The sequence below is a fragment of the Actinomadura opuntiae genome, from assembly GCF_030283205.1.
Taxonomy (GTDB): Bacteria; Actinomycetota; Actinomycetes; order Streptosporangiales; family Streptosporangiaceae; genus Spirillospora.
Genome location: NZ_JASNWF010000004.1, coordinates 451,368 through 468,560, shown reverse-complemented (window position 1 = coordinate 468,560; position 17,193 = coordinate 451,368). Strand labels below are relative to the sequence as shown.

Annotated in this window: 16 protein-coding genes; all 16 read left to right on the top strand. The window is 70.8% G+C overall.

The genetic code is table 11. The annotated features are described in order from the left end of the window. The first annotated feature begins 383 nt into the window (after window positions 1–383). On the top strand, window positions 384–1,550 hold the full coding sequence (locus QP089_RS10950) for a glutamate--cysteine ligase (RefSeq protein WP_285911387.1): 1,167 nt from the start codon (window positions 384–386) through the stop codon (window positions 1,548–1,550). A 148-nt stretch (window positions 1,551–1,698) separates the two neighbouring features. Next, the gene (locus tag QP089_RS10945) at window positions 1,699–3,063 is read left to right on the top strand and encodes a M20 family metallopeptidase (RefSeq protein WP_285911386.1); all 1,365 of its coding nucleotides are present in this window, start codon (window positions 1,699–1,701) and stop codon (window positions 3,061–3,063) included. Window positions 3,064–3,402: 339 nt separating this feature from the next. After that, window positions 3,403–4,464 carry a BMP family lipoprotein gene (locus QP089_RS10940; protein WP_285911385.1) on the top strand — a complete coding sequence of 354 codons (1,062 nt, stop codon included), beginning with the start codon at window positions 3,403–3,405 and terminating at the stop codon, window positions 4,462–4,464. 147 nt (window positions 4,465–4,611) lie between these two features. Continuing rightward, a complete protein-coding gene (locus tag QP089_RS10935; protein WP_285911384.1) occupies window positions 4,612–6,150 on the top strand; it encodes an ABC transporter ATP-binding protein in 1,539 nt (512 codons plus the stop codon). A gap of 497 nt (window positions 6,151–6,647) precedes the next feature. Continuing rightward, entirely contained in the window at window positions 6,648–7,808 is a 1,161-nt protein-coding gene (locus QP089_RS10930; RefSeq protein WP_285911383.1) for an ABC transporter permease, read from the top strand. Continuing rightward, the gene (locus QP089_RS10925; protein ID WP_285911382.1) at window positions 7,805–9,157 is read left to right on the top strand and encodes an ABC transporter permease; all 1,353 of its coding nucleotides are present in this window, start codon (window positions 7,805–7,807) and stop codon (window positions 9,155–9,157) included. The genes QP089_RS10930 and QP089_RS10925 overlap by 4 nt, the downstream gene beginning before the upstream one ends. A gap of 25 nt (window positions 9,158–9,182) precedes the next feature. Beyond that, entirely contained in the window at window positions 9,183–9,590 is a 408-nt protein-coding gene (locus QP089_RS10920) for a cytidine deaminase (protein ID WP_285911381.1), read from the top strand. Between the two features lie 15 nt (window positions 9,591–9,605). Continuing rightward, window positions 9,606–10,886 carry a thymidine phosphorylase gene (locus QP089_RS10915; protein WP_285911380.1) on the top strand — a complete coding sequence of 427 codons (1,281 nt, stop codon included), beginning with the start codon at window positions 9,606–9,608 and terminating at the stop codon, window positions 10,884–10,886. Between the two features lie 127 nt (window positions 10,887–11,013). Then, on the top strand, window positions 11,014–11,910 hold the full coding sequence (locus tag QP089_RS10910; RefSeq protein WP_285911379.1) for an SCO6745 family protein: 897 nt from the start codon (window positions 11,014–11,016) through the stop codon (window positions 11,908–11,910). A 309-nt stretch (window positions 11,911–12,219) separates the two neighbouring features. Next, window positions 12,220–13,464: an HNH endonuclease signature motif containing protein gene (locus tag QP089_RS10905; RefSeq protein WP_285911378.1), complete on the top strand. Its 1,245-nt coding sequence runs from the start codon at window positions 12,220–12,222 to the stop codon at window positions 13,462–13,464. 49 nt (window positions 13,465–13,513) lie between these two features. Further along, complete coding sequence (locus QP089_RS10900) at window positions 13,514–13,888, top strand: bleomycin resistance protein (protein WP_285911377.1); 375 nt, start codon at window positions 13,514–13,516, stop codon at window positions 13,886–13,888. Window positions 13,889–13,916: 28 nt separating this feature from the next. Then, window positions 13,917–14,204 (top strand): hypothetical protein, encoded by a 288-nt coding sequence (locus tag QP089_RS10895; RefSeq protein WP_285911376.1) that lies wholly within the window; start codon window positions 13,917–13,919, stop codon window positions 14,202–14,204. Beyond that, the gene (locus tag QP089_RS10890) at window positions 14,204–14,680 is read left to right on the top strand and encodes an alpha/beta hydrolase (protein WP_285911375.1); all 477 of its coding nucleotides are present in this window, start codon (window positions 14,204–14,206) and stop codon (window positions 14,678–14,680) included. Before QP089_RS10895 ends, QP089_RS10890 begins: the two co-directional genes overlap by 1 nt. A 66-nt stretch (window positions 14,681–14,746) precedes the next feature. Then, window positions 14,747–15,280, top strand: coding sequence for a hypothetical protein (locus QP089_RS10885; protein WP_285911374.1), 534 nt, complete (start codon window positions 14,747–14,749; stop codon window positions 15,278–15,280). A 401-nt stretch (window positions 15,281–15,681) separates the two neighbouring features. Further along, window positions 15,682–16,038 (top strand): cupin domain-containing protein, encoded by a 357-nt coding sequence (locus QP089_RS10880; RefSeq protein ID WP_285911373.1) that lies wholly within the window; start codon window positions 15,682–15,684, stop codon window positions 16,036–16,038. 62 nt (window positions 16,039–16,100) lie between these two features. Continuing rightward, entirely contained in the window at window positions 16,101–17,192 is a 1,092-nt protein-coding gene (locus QP089_RS10875) for an adenosine deaminase (RefSeq protein ID WP_285911372.1), read from the top strand. The last annotated feature ends 1 nt before the right edge of the window (window position 17,193 follow it).

The window sequence follows — 17,193 nt, the reverse complement described above, 5'->3', positions numbered from 1 at the left end:
ACGGCAAGCTCGGGACGGATGAGGCGTATGGTGCGTTAGACGATTTTTGTGGTTCTTATGACTACTCAGAGTACGTAAGTGGACGCCGGCCTCGGTCACCGTCCGTCATCGCGGGTAGTTTGGGACGCGCGGACTAGTTCGATCTAGTGGTGTCGGGTGCGTGGTCGATGATCGAAAAGTAGGGGACGGGCGCCTCCCCGGGCCGCCCGTACGAGTCAATTGATCCGCGAAGGGCATGGAGTCCGGCGTGGCGGCGGGCGCGGGCGCCATGATGGTGTGAACACGTGACCTGGACCGGCGTTTGTCCAGGCTTAGGGACCCGCTGGCTGAATTGCGCCACGTGCCACGCAACGACCTGCAAGGATTGTGGACGGAGGTTGGCCGTGGCCATTGAGTTCAACGCATCGAGCGGCACGACGCTCGGCGTCGAGTGGGAGATCCAGCTCGTCGATGCGGAGACCCGGCACCTGCGGCAGGACGCGCGCCGGGTGCTGGCCGCGCTGCCGTCCCTGAGCGAGCACGGCGAGATCCCCAAGGTGCGGCACGAGCTCATGGAGTCCACGGTCGAGGTCGTGACCGGCATCTGCCACACCGTCGGCGAGGCCAAGGGCGACCTCGCGGCCACCCTCGCCGAGCTGCGCTCCGCCGCCGCCGACCGCGGCATGGCCCTCGCCTGCACCGGCACCCACCCGATCAGCGACTGGCGCGACGCGGTGATGGCGCCGACGCAGCGCTACGCCGACCTGGTCGAGCAGATGCAGTGGCTGGCCCGGCGCATCCAGACCTTCGGCGTGCATGTCCATGTGGGCGTCTCCGACGTCTCCAAGGCGATCCCGATCGTGAACGCGCTGTCGTCCTACCTCCCGCACTTCCTGGCGCTCACCGCGTCCAGCCCGTTCTGGAGCGGCGCGGACACCGGGCTGGCGTCCTGCCGGGCGGTCGTCTTCGGTCAGCTGCCGACGGCCGGTCCGCCCCACTTGCTTGACGACTGGGCGGCCTTCGAGGATTACATGGACACCTTGCTGCGCGCCGGAACGATCCGGAGCATCAAGGAAGTGTGGTGGGACATCCGCCCCCACCCGGACTTCGGCACCGTCGAGATCCGGATGTGCGACGGCATCCCCACCCTGCGGGAGGTCGGCATGGCCGCGGCGCTGTGCCAGAGCCTGGTCACGCTGTTCGAGCAGCAGCTCGACCGCGGCTACACGCTGCCCCGCCCGGCCGCGTGGGTGGTGCGCGACAACAAGTGGCGCGCGACCCGCTACGGGCTCGACGCGATCGTCATCACCGACGACAGCGGCAACACCGCGCCGCTCCGCGACGACCTGTACGAGCTGATCCGCGAGCTGGAACCGGTCGCCGACCGGCTCGGCTGCGCCGAGGAGCTCAAGGTGGCCGGCGAGGTCCTGGAACACGGGGCCCCGTACGAGCGGCAGCGCGCGATCCGCGCCGCCGGCGGCTCGCTGGAGAACATCGTCGACGCGGCGATCACCGAGCTGGCCGAGGACAGGTTCGTCGCACTGGGGGAGGTCGTCCATGCCGGGGCGTGAGCGGCCGGCCCGCCCCGACGGGCCCTCCGAGGGAACCGGGACGGGCCCGTCGGGCAACAGCACAGGGGACACCGGTGACGCCGGCGCCCGTGAGAACACCGACACCGGGCGGCGCCCCAGCGGCCCCGCCCACGCGCAGGGGGCGCACATGACACAACCGGGACCCGGGGTGATGCCCGGCCTTGAACCACCGACCGCCCCGGGACCGGAAGGTCCCGCGGGCAGCGAACACGGCCCAGCGGGCGGCGGGCACGGCCCGACGGGGGGCGGACGCCCGGCGGCCGCGCTGCGCCCGCAGCTCGAGGTGTTCCTCGCCCGCCACGAGGAGGAGCTGGTCGCGTTCCGCCGCGACCTGCACATGCACCCCGAGCTGGGCTACGACGAGCACCGCACCACCGCGCGGATCGCCGAGCGGCTGCGCCTGTCCGGGCTCGAGCCGCGGATCCTGCCGAAGGGCACCGGGCTGTTCTGCGACATCGGCCCCGGCGACGGCCCGACGGTCGCGCTGCGCGCCGACATCGACGCGCTGCCGCTGCAGGACGAGAAGGAGGGCGTCCCGTACCGGTCGACGGTGCCGGGCGTCGCGCACGCCTGCGGCCACGACGTGCACACCACGATGGTGCTGGGCGCCGGGCTGTTCCTGGCGCAGCAGGCCGAGGCGGGGCTGCTGCCCGGCCGGGTCCGGCTGCTGTTCCAGCCGGCCGAGGAGACCCCGGGCGGGGCGCTGGACGTGATGGCCGCCGGCGGCATCGCCGGGGTCGACCGCGCGTTCGCGCTGCACTGCGACCCGCGCATCGAGGTCGGCGAGCTGGGGCTGCGCAGCGGGCCGATCACCGCGGCCTGCGACAAGGTGTACGTGAAGGTGACCGGCCCCGGCGGGCACACCGCCCGGCCGCACCTGACCGCCGACCTGGTGTACGCGCTCGCCAAGATCGTCACCGAGCTGCCGTCGGCGCTGTCGCGGCGGGTCGACCCGCGCTCCAGCCTGTCGCTGGTGTGGGGGCGGGTGTCGGCCGGGTCGGTCGCCAACGCGATCCCCGACGACGGCGTCGCCGAGGGCACCGTCCGCTGCCTGGACGACGAGGCGTGGCACCGGGCGCCGGAGATGATGAAGGCGCTGCTGCAGTCGGTCGCCGCCGCCTACGACGTGGAGGCGTCGCTGGAGTACGTCCGGGGCGTCCCGCCGACCGTCAACGAGGCGGCCAGCGTGCAGATGTTCCGGGACGCGGCGGCGCAGGTCCTCGACGAGGAGGGCGTGGTGCCGACGCCGCAGAGCCTCGGCGGCGAGGACTTCGGCTGGTACCTGGAGTCGATCCCGGGCGCGCTCGCCCGGCTCGGCGTCCGCACGCCCGGCTCGCCCGGCGAGTACGACCTGCACCGCGGCGACTTCGACGTCGACGAGCGGTGCATCCCGGTCGGCGTGCGGGTGCTGGCGGCGACGGCGCTGACCGCGCTGTGGGACGGCGGCCGTCCCGCGGACCCGGAGACGGTCGAGGGCGCCACGCTGGCCTGACCGCGGAGCCGTGCCACGGGCGCCCGGCCTGGCGCCCGGCGCCCGGCCCGGCGCCCGTCCGGGCCTCGTCCGGGGTCCGTCCGGGGTTCTGTTCGGCCTCCGTCCGGGGCTCTGCTCGGGCTTGCGGGCCGGCATCCGTCGCGGGTGCCGGGCCGTCCGGGCGTCACCGGCCGCGATCGTCCGTGCGCTGACCTGTGCCGATATGCGTACGCATTGGTAACGGACCTATTGCGAAACGGTGCAAGCTGGCAGTTTCCCACCAACCGCGAGGTAGCGTCCCATCGATTTCGGTGGCCGGGCGGCCGCCGATCCCGGGTGGGGAACGGAAGGAGCGCTATCTTGCGCCGTGGACTGAAGATTTCGCTCGTCACCGTGACGGGTGCGGCGCTGACGCTCAGCGCTTCCGCGTGCGGTGGCAAGAAGGCCGGTGGCGACGGCGGCGGGGACGAGGGCAAGAAGACCCTCAAGGTCGGCCTGGCGTTCGACATCGGCGGCCGCGGCGACCAGTCGTTCAACGACTCGGCGGCGGCCGGCCTGACCAAGGCCGAGAAGGACCTGCACGTCACCACCAAGGAGATCTCCGCGCAGCCGGACGAGCCCGACTCCGACAAGGAGTCGCGCCTGCGGCTGCTGGCCAGCACCGGCTACAACCCCGTCATCGGCGTCGGCTTCTCCTACACCGCGTCGCTGCTCAAGGTCGCCAAGTCGTTCCCGAACACCAAGTTCTTCATCGTGGACGCCGACGGCTGCAAGGTCGAGGGCGCCAACGTCGCCGGGTCCTGCTTCTCCGAGGAGCAGGGCTCGTTCCTGGTCGGCGCCGCCGCCGCGCTGAAGTCCAAGACCGGCAAGATCGGCTTCATCGGCGGCGTGGACGTCCCGCTGATCCAGAAGTTCTTCGCCGGCTACCAGGCGGGCGCGGAGAAGGCCAAGCCCGGCACCAAGGTGCTGCCGCCGAAGTACCTGACCGAGCCGCCGAACTTCAACGGCTTCAAGGACACCGGGCTCGGCAACGAGGCCGCCAAGGGCCAGCTCGACGCGGGCGCGGACGTCATCTACCACGCGGCGGGCGGCGCCGGCATCGGCGTCATCAAGACCGTCGGCGCGGCCGGCAAGTGGGCCATCGGCGTCGACTCCGACCAGTACAACCAGCCCGCCGTCGCGGACGTGAAGTCGCACATCCTCACCTCGATGGTCAAGCACGTCGACCTGTCGGTGTTCAACTTCGTCGAGTCGGTCGCCAAGAACCAGTTCAAGGCCGGCACGGTGCAGTACAACCTGCAGAACGACGGCGTCGGGTACGCCACGTCCGGCGGCAACGTCGACGACATCAAGGCCAAGCTCGAGGACCTGAAGGCGCAGATCGTCGCCGGCAAGATCACCGTCCCGACCAAGCCCCAGTGAGTCGGCGGCGGGCCGCCGCGGCACCCGCCGGGCCGGCCCGCCCGGCCGTCTCCCGGCCGGGGCGCGCACCCGGGCCGCGCGTCGCCGACGCGACGCCGCCCGCCGCGCGCCCCGGCCGCGTACCCCGAGGCAGGAGGAGGGGCACTCGTGCCTGACCAGGTGCCGGCCGTGCGGCTGACATCGATCACCAAGCGGTTCCCCGGCGTCGTCGCCAACCGCGACATCAACCTGAGCATCGAGCCCGGCGAGGTGCACGCGCTCTGCGGCGAGAACGGCGCCGGCAAGTCCACGCTGATGAAGATCCTCTACGGGATGCAGCGGCCGGACGAGGGCACGATCGAGATCGGCGGGGAGCAGGTGTCGTTCCGCACCCCCGCCGACGCGATCGCCCGCGGCATCGGGATGGTCCACCAGCACTTCAAGCTGGCCGACAACCTGACCGTGCTGGAGAACGTCATCCTCGGCGCCGAGCCGCGCGCCAAGGGCTGGCTGCGCGGCCGCATCGACTTCGCCGCCGCCCGCGAGCGCATCCGGGAGATGTCCAAGGCGTACGGGCTGCGCGTCGACCCCGACGTCCTCGTCGAGAAGCTCGGCGTCGGCGAGCGGCAGCGCGTGGAGATCCTCAAGGTGCTCTACCGGGGCGCCCGCGTGCTCATCCTCGACGAGCCGACCGCCGTGCTCGTCCCGCAGGAGGTCGACGAGCTGTTCGGCAACCTGCGGGAGCTGCGCGCCGAGGGCCTCACCGTGCTGTTCATCTCCCACAAGCTGGACGAGGTGCTGTCGGTCGCCGACACCATCTCGGTGATCCGCCGCGGCACCACCGTCGCGACGCGGCTCGACCCGTCGCAGGTCACCTCGCGGCGGCTCGCCGAGCTGATGGTCGGCTCGCAGCTTCCCACCCCGGAGCTGCGCGACTCGACGGTCACCGAGGACGTCCAGTTGGAGGTCGGCGGGCTCACGGTCCTCACCCCCGAGGGCCGTCCCGTCGTCGACGACGTCTCGCTGCGCATCCGGCGCGGCGAGATCGTCGGGCTGGCCGGTGTCGAGGGCAACGGGCAGAGCGAGCTCATCGAGGCGATCATGGGCCTGCGGGCCGCGGACGCCGGGACGATCGTCTTCGGCGGCGACGACATCGCGCACTGGCCGACGCGGCGGCGCCGCGAGGCCGGCATCGCCTACATCCCCGAGGACCGGCAGCGGCACGGGCTCGTGCTGGAGGCGTCGCTGTGGGAGAACCGGATGCTCGGCCACCAGACGCAGCGCCCGAACGTCCGGGGGCCGTGGGTCGACCGGCGCGGCGCGCGCCGCGACACCACCCGGATCGTCCGCGAGTACGACGTCCGCACCCCCGGGATCGACGTGCCCGCCGCCGCGCTGTCGGGCGGCAACCAGCAGAAGCTGATCGTCGGGCGGGAGATGACCGGCGAGCCGCACCTGCTGATCGCCGCGCACCCGACCCGCGGCATCGACGTCGGCGCCCAGGCCGCCATCTGGGACTACCTGCGGCAGGCCCGCGCGGACGGGCTGGCCGTGCTGCTGATCAGCGCCGATCTTGAGGAACTCATCGGAATGTCCGACACCCTGCACGTGATCCTGCGGGGCCGGCTGGTCGCGGAGGTCGATCCGCGGACGGTCACCCCGGAGGACCTCGGCTCCGCCATGACCGGCGCCGGAGACCCCACATGACCGGCCCGAACACCCCCCCGGACCCGCACGACCCGGACACCCCCTCCGAAACGAGCGCCACCTCCGACGGCGGCGCGACCCCCGAAGGCAACGCGACGCCCGGGGGCGGCGCGACCTCCGAGGGCAGTGCGGCATCCGAATCGAGTGCAACGCCCGACGCCAGCGCGGCGTCCGCGGGCGGCGCGGCCTCTGAGGGCGGCGCGGCGTCCGAGGGCAGCACGAACTCCGAGGGCAGCACGACCTCCGAGGGCAACGTGGCGTCCGAGGGCGGCGCGGCCTCTGAGGGCGGCGCGGCCTCTGAGGGCGGCACAACGTCCGGCGGCAGTGCGGCATCCGGGAGCGGTGCGGTGCCCGGGGGCGGTGCGGCGTCTGGGGAGGACGGGGGCGAGGCGGGCAGGGCGGCCGGTGAGTCGGGTGCGGTGTCTGGGCGGGTGCGGGTTCCTCAGCCGGCGGAGCCCGATCCTTCGGAGCGGGGGGCGGCGGCGGTGCCGGAGCCGGTGCCTTCGTGGAAGGCCGTGCTGCGCGGGCTCGGGCCGACCGGGCTGGGGTTGAAGATCGGCGCGCCGATCCTCGCCTTGCTGATCTCCCTCGGCATCACGATGATCCTGCTGCGGATGACCGGCGCCGATCCGGTCAGCGCCGTGCAGAGCATGATCGACTACGGCACGCAGCAGCACTCGATCGTCGACATCATCAACCGCGCCACCCGCTACTACCTGTCGGCGGTCGCGGTCGCGATCGGCTTCCGGATGGCGCTGCTGAACATCGGCGTGGACGGCCAGTACCGGCTCGCCGCGTTCCTGGCGGCGGCGCTCGGCGGCGCGGTCTCGCTGCCCGCGCCGTTCGGGCAGCTCCTGGTGATCGTCGCGGCGGTGCTGGTCGGCGGGCTGTGGGCGGCGATCGCGGGCGTGCTGAAGGTGACCCGCGGGGTCAGCGAGGTGCTGTCCACGATCATGCTGAACGCGATCGCCACCGGTGTGATCGCCTACCTGCTGAACGACAAGCGGCTCGCCGAGCCGCGGCCGAACAGCAACGACGTCGCGACCGCGACGATCCCGCACTCGGGACGGGTCGGCCCGCTGAACGGGTTCCTGTCGGCGATCGGCATCGACCTTCCCGGTGCGGTGTACGGGCTGCTGCCCCTGGCGATCGTCGTCGGCATCGTGTTCTGGCTGGTCATCAACTACACCCGGTTCGGGTTCGACCTGAAGATCTCCGGGCTGTCGCCGTCCGCCGCGCAGGCCAGCGGGGTCAGCGCCAAGCGGATGGTCGTGGTCACGATGGTGGCGTCCGGCGCGGTGGCCGGCCTGATCGGCATCCCGGGGCTGCTCGGCGAGTCCTACGACTACTCGCTGAACTTCCCGGCGGGGCTCGGCTTCACCGGCATCACGGTCGCGCTGCTCGGCCGCAACCATCCGGCCGGGATCGCGCTGGCCGCGCTGCTGTTCGCATTCCTCGACCAGACCTCCGACATCCTGCAGGAGGTCGAGGTGCCGAAGGAGATCGTCGGGGTGATGCAGGGCGTGGTCGTGCTGACCGTCGTGGTCGTCTACGAGCTCGTCCGGCGCTGGGAGATCCGGTTGCAGCAGCGGTCCGTCGCCGCGGAGCTGGCCACCGGCCACGACCTGGCCCGCGAGGCCGCTGGGAGCACCTCATGACCGCGACCGAGACCGTCGCCGAACCCGCGGCGGCGAGGCGCAGGCTCCGGCTCCGCTGGCCGCACTACCTGCTGATCGCGGCCGGGATGCTGGTGCTGCTGTCGCTCGTCCGGGTGATCGACGGCGCCGACGACGTGACCTCCAGCGGGACGGTCAGCGCGGCGCTCCGGCTGGCCGTGCCGATCTTCCTGGCCGGGCTCGGCGGGCTGTGGGCGGAACGCTCCGGCGTGATCAACATCGGGCTCGAGGGCATGATGATCCTCGGCACCTGGACCGGCGCCTGGGCGGGCTACCAGTGGGGGCCGTGGATCGGGGTGCTGTTCGGCATCCTCGGCGGCGCGCTCGGCGGGCTGCTGCACGCCGTCGCGACCGTCACGTTCGGCGTCGACCACATCGTGTCGGGCGTCGCGATCAACATCCTCGGGCTCGGCCTCACCCAGTTCCTCGCCGGGCTGGTCTTCAACACCGGGCACGCCAAGGACCTCGGCGGCGGGCCCCGGCAGTCGCCGCCCATCGACCCGATCAGGACGCTGACGCTGCCGGTGCTGTCCGGCGGCAAGATCGGCGGCTGGGAGAGCCCGGACTGGCTGGGGTCGCTGGAGAACCACCACTGGTTCCTGGTGTCGGACATCGCGGGCATCCTCCGGGGGGTGACGAACGGGCTGTCCTTGCTCACTCTGGTCTGCCTGCTGCTCATCCCGCTGACTTTCCTGATCCTGTGGAAAACTCCGTTCGGGTTGCGGATCCGGTCCTGCGGCGAGGACCCGTATGCGGCCGAATCGCTCGGCGTGCACGTCTACCGGATGAAGTACGCGGCCGTCATCATCTCGGGCGGGTTCTCCGGGCTCGCCGGGGCGTTCCTCGTCACCGTCGCCGCGTCCCTCTACCAGGACGGGCAGACCGGCGGGCGCGGCTACATCGGCCTCGCCTCCATGATCTTCGGCAACTGGCGGCCGGGCGGCCTCGCGGCCGGGTCGCTGCTGTTCGGCTACACCGACGCGATGAACGTGCGCGGCGGCGGGCAGTCGGTGCACGCGCTGCTGCTGTTCGTCACGATCCTGCTGATCGGCGTCGGGGTGTGGCAGGGCGTGCGGGCCAACCGGCTGCGCTCGCAGGTGGTGACGGAACTCGGGCGGCGCGAGGTCCGCGGCGCGTACGTCGGCTCGGTGCTGTCGCTCGTCGCGGCGGCGGGGCTGCTCGTCTGGTTCCTGCTCAGCGACGCCGTCCCCGGCGAGCTGGTGTCGTTCAGCCCGCACCTGACGACGCTGCTCGTCCTGGCGCTGGCCAGCCAGCGGCTCCGGATGCCCGCCGCCGACGGCCTGCGCTACCGCCGCGGCGAGGCCCGCTGACGCGGCCCTGAGAGATCATGGACGTATGACCGACATCGACTGGCCCGCTCTGCGCGGCGCGGCGACAGAGGCGATGGCGCGCGCCTACGCGCCGTACTCCGGCTTCCCGGTCGGCGCGGCCGCGCTGGTCGACGACGGGCGCGTCATCACCGGCTGCAACGTCGAGAACGCCTCGTACGGGGTGGGACTGTGCGCCGAATGCTCCCTGGTGTCGGCGCTGCACGGGCCCGGCAAGGCGGCCCGGCCCCGGCTCGTCGCCGTCGCGGTCGTCGACCGGCACGGCGACCCGCTGATGCCCTGCGGGCGCTGCCGCCAGCTCCTGTGGGAGCACGGCGGCGCCTCGATGCTGCTGGAGACCGTCCGCGGCATCCTTCCCATGTCGGACGTCCTGCCCGACGCGTTCGGGCCGGACGACCTGATCGAACGAGCCTGAGGGGGACCGGATCCTGTGGACGCCATCGACGTCATCCGCAGCAAGCGCGACGGCGGGACGCTGACCGACGAGCAGATCGACTGGGCGGTGGACGCCTACACGCGCGGCGCCATCGCCGAGGAGCAGATGGCGTCGCTGGCGATGGCGATCCTGCTGAACGGCATGTCGCGCGCCGAGGTCGCCCGCTGGACCGAGGCGATGATCCGGTCCGGCGAGCGGATGGACTGGTCCGGCCTGGACCGTCCCACCACCGACAAGCACTCCACCGGCGGCGTCGGCGACAAGATCACGCTGCCGCTGGCTCCGGTCGTCGCGGCGTGCGGCGCGGCCGTCCCGCAGCTGTCCGGCCGGGGCCTCGGGCACACCGGCGGCACGCTGGACAAGCTGGAGTCCATCCCCGGGTGGCGGGCGTCGCTGTCGAACGAGGAGATGCTGGACGTGCTGCGCTCCACGGGCGCGGTCGTCTGCGCAGCCGGTGGTGGCCTCGCGCCCGCCGACCGGAAGCTCTACGCGCTACGGGACGTCACCGGGACCGTGGAGTCGATCCCGCTGATCGCGTCGTCGATCATGTCGAAGAAGATCGCCGAGGGCACCGGGGCGCTGGTGCTGGACGTCAAGGTGGGCTCCGGCGCGTTCATGAAGACGGCCGAGAACGCGCGCGAGCTGGCCGAGACGATGGTGGCGATCGGCACCGACCACGGCGTCCGGACGATCGCGCTGCTCACCGCGATGGACCGTCCGCTCGGCAACGCGGTGGGGAACGCCGTGGAGGTCGCCGAGTCGGTCGAGGTGCTGGCCGGCGGCGGGCCCTCGGACGTGGTGGAGCTGACGCTGACGCTGGCGCGGGAGATGCTGGCCGCCGCGGGCGTCTCCGGCAAGGACCCGGCGGACGCGCTGAAGGACGGGTCCGCCATGGACGTCTGGCGCTGGATGATCGCCGCTCAGGGTGGTGATCCGGATGCCGCTTTGCCGGTGGCTCGTGAGAACCATGTCGTTGCGGCGCCTGCGTCCGGTGTCCTCACGCGTCTCGACGCGTACGGCGTCGGCGTTGCCGCGTGGCGTCTCGGCGCCGGTCGCGCCCGCAAGGAGGACCCGGTGTCGTTCGCCGCCGGCATCACCTGCCACGCCAAGCCCGGCGACGCGGTCGTGGCCGGGCAGCCGCTGCTGACGCTGCACGCCGACGACGAGTCCCGTTTCGCGCGGGCTCTGGAGGCGCTGGACGGGGCGTACTCGGTCTCGACCGAGGAGCACGGCACGCCGGACCTGCATCCCCTCGTCATCGACCGCATCTCCTGACGGTCGCCTGGCGCTGTCCTCACCTTGGGGGACGGCGCGAGGATTTCATCTAGTCATTGACAAGTTGGTGCGCCATGGCGGAATCTAGGCAGTGTCTAGTTTGTTGGGCCTGCTGGAGAGGATGACCATGACCCACAGCTTGAGCATCGTCCGGAAGATGTGGCAGCACCTGGAGCCGGTCCACGCCGTGCTGTACTACGCGCCCGAGGCGTTCGACGAGGCGGCGGCTCTGGGGTACGCCGTCGACGAGCGCTGGCCGAGCTACTTTCCCAACCGTGCCGCGCCGCTGGGAGCGGTGGACGCGAAGACCGTGAGCGATCTCTTCTACAGCTTCAACCCGGACATGGTGGAGCGGTACATCGCACCCGCCTGGCGAACGGCCACCCCTGAGCAGGTTCTGGCGGCTCGTCGTACCGCCATGGACGGGGCTCTGCGCCGGATTCTCGGTGAACGGATCGGCTCCCCTGAACTTCAGCGGGCGGCGCATTTGGCTCGTCGTGTCGCCGAGGCCGCGGACACGAGCGACCGCCCGATGGCCGCCGCCAATGCCGCGCTGCCGTGGCCGGACGAGCCGCACATGGTGCTGTGGCAGGCCGCCACGATCCTGCGGGAGCACCGTGGAGACGGGCACATCGCGGCGCTCCGGACCCACGACATCGGCCCCGCCGAGGCGCTGGTCTCGCACGCCGCTGTTGGGGCCGCTCCGGCCGAAGTGTTCGCCAGCCGGCAGTGGACGGATGAGGAGTGGGGCGCCGCCCGTGACCGTCTCGCCGTTCGCGGTCTCGTCGACGAGGAGGGGCGCGCGACGGAGGCAGGGGTTCGGTTGCGTGCATCGGTCGAGAAGCGCACTGACGAACTCGCCGCCGGGCCCTGGGAAGTGCTCACCGCCGAGGAGGTCGAGGAACTGGCGGATCTGCTGATGCCTCCGGTGCTCGACATCGTCGGGACGGGGCTACTGCCAATGCAGAGCACCCTCGGAATCGGTATGACGTACGAATACGACGATGTCGAGTCCGCTTCTTGAAGAATGGGCAAAAGGGGCGGTGGGGGCGGCGCTGCGTACGGGGCCGCCCCTCCAAAGTCAAGGGCGCCTTCGGCGTCGCTTCGCGATGGACTTCGTCCACCCTTGACTTTGGAGCCTCTGCGGCCCCTGAGGCAGCGCCAAGGGGCAGGCTCCGCCTGCCCCGCCTGGTCGCGCCGCCCCCACCGCCCGCCCACGTCCGCGTGTTCGACAAATCGATATGCCCGGCCATGCCTTCCCCTTTCCGTCGAGCAGGAGGAATTCGGCCGGTTTAGGTGTGCATTTGTCAGTCACTTAGGGTATGCTTTTGGTATGCAGTCAGTGACGGTCGACCTTGCGGGCGCGTCCACCATGGAATTGGTGAACGCGCTCTCGACGATCGCCACTGAACTCGCCCAGCGAGAAGCCCCTGAATCGGCGGCCGCGTGCCTGGAACTCACCGAAGACCTGGCCGCCGCCTGCGATATGCAAGAAAGCGCACTGGCCGGTTTCATCGGCCGCGTCGACGCCACCGGAGAACAGCAAAGGTGGGGATTCCCCTCCACCCGGGCGTGGCTGCGGTCGAGGCTGGGAATGCGGGAGAACCGCGCCAAGGAACGCCTGACGCTGGCGCGGCAGCGGCACCGCCTGCCGCAGGTGACCGAGCAACTGGCGGTCGGGGAGCTGTCCTACGGCTACGCCGCCACCATCAGCGACTCGGTCGCCCGCCTGGACGACGATGAATGCGCCGAGGCCGAACGGACCCTGCTGGGTTTCGTCGACCAGGGCTTCTCGCCGGGCAAGGTCGGCGTGTTCGGCCGCCGCATCCGCGACGTCATCGCCGAGAACAACGGCACCGACCGCGAACCCGACGATTCCCGGCGCGGCTACGCCAAGTCCTGGATCACCAGCACCGGCTCCCTGGACGGCGGCCGCTACATCAAGGGCTGGCTGAACGCCGAAGACGCCGCCATCTGGGACGGCACCCTCGCCCCGCTGGCCAAGCCGGCCGGACCCGACGACCACCGCGACGTCGCCGAACGCACCGCCGCAGCGCTGTCGAGCGCGCTGTCGGGCGGACACAAAGCCACCAAGGTCACCGTCATCTGCGACCTCGAAACCCTCACCGGCGGCAACGCCCCAGGCCACCTCACCGACGGCACCCCGATCCCGGCCGAACAGGTACGCCGCATCGCCCTGGCAGCCGGAGTCTCCCCACTGATCCTGGGACGCGGCCACAACCCCCTATACCTCGGGTACCGGGAACGGTTCGCCAGCCCCGCCCAACGCCGGGTCCTCGAAACCCTCTACCCCACCTGCGCGGTACGCGAGTGCGAGATCCCCGGGACGCTGTGCGAAGTCGACCACGTCCACGGCTGGGCCCTGGGAAACAGCCCCACCGACATCGACCAGCTCACCCTCACCTGCGGATGGCACAACCGCCTCAAACACACCAACCCTCACCAGATCGGCATCACCAAAGATCCAGACGGGCGATACGTCTACCGGCTCCTTCCACCCCGAGATAGAACGGCGCCTCGGGCTACCAGCCCACCCGGCTTCGGCTGGGCCGCCTGACGAGTTGGCGTACCTGCTGACTGTCGGCGGTGCGGTTTACGGTCGGGGCATGGACGAGTACGCGGTGCCGATCTTGCCCAGCCGGGATCTGGCGGAGACGCTGGAGTTCTATGGGCGCCTCGGATTCGAGTCGCGAGGTGCGCCGACGGAGCGGTACGGGTACGTGATCATTGGCCGGGGAAGTGTTGATTTGCACTTCTGGCATGATCCCGAAGTTGATCCGCTGACCACCGCGAGCAGTTGCTACATGCACGTCCGCGATGCCGATGCCCTGTACCGCGCATGGTCCGACATCGGCGTGCCCACGGACAGTGAGACGAGCAGCCGCCTGGTGCCGCCGAAGGACACCGATTACGGGTTGCGTGAGTTCGCCCTGGTCGACCGTAGCGGCAACCTTCTCCGGATTGGCTCTTCCATCTCCTGAGGATGCGGACGGGTGAAGGGGTGGGGGCGTGACCGAGAACTCGATCCACCGCATGCTGAACACCACCTACAGCCCGGCGCCGCCGCGCCCACCGGCGACCTCGCCTGCCGCACCGCCGGGTGGGGGTGCAGGGACCTCGGCGATGGATCCGGCCGCGATGAAGAAGATCTCCACGGAGTGGTCGCAGGCGCTGCGCCGGCTCGCCGACGAGGCCGACTTCCTCGGGCATGCGGTGACGAAGAGCGCCGCGAACCGTCAGTGGGCCGAAGCGGAGATCCAGCAGCGGATCGCGCAGACCCGCGTGGGAGCGCACTGATGGTGTCGTTCCGGCAGTTGCGGGACGCCAAGCCGGAAGAGCTGGATTCGGCATGGCGGTCCTGGCGGGGTCCGCATGGCCGCCTCCGCGTCCCGCACCTGCCATCTGGCACTCCGGCCGCCTTGCAGGAACTTGTCCTGATAGGTGTCCTCCGCTTGTTCAAGGAGCTCCACGAGCTTGCGCCTCACGGCCATCTGACGGCGGTCGGGCACAGTTATGAGTCCACGGTGATCGGCGAGGCGGCCCGGCAGCCCGGTGACCGGCTCAGGGGCGACGACATCATGGTCGCGGGCAGCCCCGGCATGCACGTCATGCACGCCGGAGACCTCGGGATAGGAGCGGGGCACGTCTATGCGCAGGAGGCGCGCGGTGACCAGGTGCCCGCCTTCGGTCGCTACGGCGGACATTTACACGTTCAACGGTCCGAGTACCAGTCTGGACGAGCAGGCACGGGTGGTCGCGGGAACCGCTACTGACGCAGATCCGAGTAATGATCCCAGCACCTATGGGAAGGCCGGCCACGGCGAGAGCAAGGACACCTGGTGGCAAAACATATTCTGATCATCAAGGCTGTCCTGGTGGGAGCGGCGCTGGCGGTCGCGGCGTCCTGCTCGCTCACCGGCCATCATCCTGAAGCGCATCCCCGGAAGGTCGGGAAGCGGGTCGAACGTCTCCATCGAGAGGTCGTCTCGGCGCTGGGGCGGGCCCCGACGTCGGACAGCGGTGCGTTCGCGCGTCTCTGCGTCGAGGACTGGGAGAAGGGGAAGAGCGTCAAGCCGGAGCCCGGTGACCCTTGGAAGGTCACGTACAACCAGTTCGAGTTCTACGTCGACATCAGGCTGGCGGTCAAAGCGCAGAACGACATTCCGTTGATCTATGGAGCGCTGGTCCGGAATCTGAAGAACGCGGGCGGTTGGAAGGTGGAGGAGCAGAAGAACATGGCAGGGTATCCGGGCGCGGTTTCGGGAGAGAAGGACGATGTGCAGTTGTCCGCTCACGACACTCCCGATGGCCGCGGGGGGCACATCGTCTACGTGTCCCTGCAGAGCGACTGCTACCGGCACCCCAATGCCTGAGGTGGGGTTGGGAGTGGAGCGGCCGCGGGTGGCGGCGGGGCGGGTGAGCGAGCTGGTCGCGGCGGTCGTGGAGAGTCTGGTGGGGTGGGGCGAGTTGAACAAGGCGGCCACGGAGGTCGGGCCGCAGCCGTGTGACGGCATCACGGTGCCCGATGTGGTGATCGGGGTCGTGCGTGATCGTCTGGTCGCTCGCGGGTGGCGCTTGCGGAGGGCGGGCCCGGGAGTCGTGATCGAGTCGCCGTATGCGGGTTATGGTGCGCGGCTGGTCGGGGTGGGGGAGCCGCCGGGGCCGCGTGTCGGGGTGTACGTGGCGTCGCCGTGCTTCCGCTGTCCGGAAGGGGCGTCTTGACCCTGGTCAGGGGAGGCGCGAGCGTGGGAAGTGACGATAAGGGGGGATCGTCATGATGGAGATCAAGAGCATTGAGAAGCCCGATGAGCGGCGCGACTTCCCCAGGGGGCACGTCGAGATCCTGGAGATGTCGGGGCTGGTGTTCGGCCGGGCGACGTTCGAGCCGGGCTGGCGCTGGACCGAGTCCGTCCGGGAGCTCGCGGGCACCGACCTTTGCGAGGTGCACCACAACGGCTACGTCGTCGAGGGCCGGATGCGGATACGCATGAGCGACGGCGCCGAGCAGGAAGTGGGGCCCGGCGACGTGTTCGTGGTGTCGCCCGGTCACGACGCGTGGGTCCTCGGGGACGAGCCCTGCATCGTGTTCGACTTCGCCGGCGGGATCGGCGACTACGCGAAGGCCCGCTAGGCGCTCGCCGTTGGCGAGAGTTGCCGAGGTCGAGAGGGGGTTACGGGCAGTAGATTCTAGAGATGGACGATCGGCCGACTCTTGAGGACATCCGGCGGGCACCGAAGGTGCTGCTGCACGACCATCTCGACGGCGGGGTGCGGCCCGCGACCATCGTGGACCTCGCCCGCGACAGCGGGTACCGGGGGCTGCCCACCACCGACCCGGAGAATCTGCGGGCCTGGTTCGAGGAGGCGTCCAACTCCGGGTCGCTGGAGCGGTACCTGGAGACGTTCTCGCACACCGTCGGGGTGATGCAGTCGGCCGAGGCGCTCACGCGGGTGGCCTACGAGTGCGCCGAGGACCTGGCGGCCGACGGGGTCGTCTACGCGGAGGTGCGGTACGCGCCCGAGCAGCATCTCAGCGCGGGCCTGACGCTGGAGCAGGTCGTCGAGGCGGTCCTGGACGGGTTCGCGAGGGCCCGGCGGGATTTCGGGATCCGGGTCGGGACGCTGGTGACGGCGATGCGGCACCAGGCGCGGTCGATGGAGATCGCGGAGCTGGCCGTCCGGTACCGGGACCTCGGCGTGGTCGGCTTCGACATCGCGGGCGCGGAGGCGGGCTACCCGCCGACCCGGCATCTGGACGCGTTCGAGTACCTCCAGCGGGAGAACGCGCACTTCACCATCCACGCGGGCGAGGGGTTCGGGCTGCCGTCGATCTGGCAGGCGATCCAGTGGTGCGGGGCGGACCGGCTCGGGCACGGCGTGCGGATCATCGACGACATCGAGGTGGACGGCGACGAGGCGCGGCTCGGGCGGCTCGCCGGGTACGTCCGGGACAAGCGGATCCCGCTGGAGATGTGCCCGACGTCCAACATCCAGACGGGCGCGGCGAAGTCGATCGAGGAGCATCCGATCGGGCTGCTGCGGCGGCTCAGCTTCCGGGTCACGGTGAACACCGACAACCGGCTGATGAGCGGGACGTCGCTGTCGCTGGAGTTCGCGAAGCTGCGCGACGCGTTCGGGTACGACTGGGACGACCTGCAGTGGTTCACGGTGAACGCGATGAAGTCGGCGTTCGTGCCGTTCAACGAGCGGCTGGAGCTGATCAACGGGGTGATCAAGCCCGGATTCGCGCAGCTCAAGTGGCGCGGTGCGCGGCCCCTGGCATGAT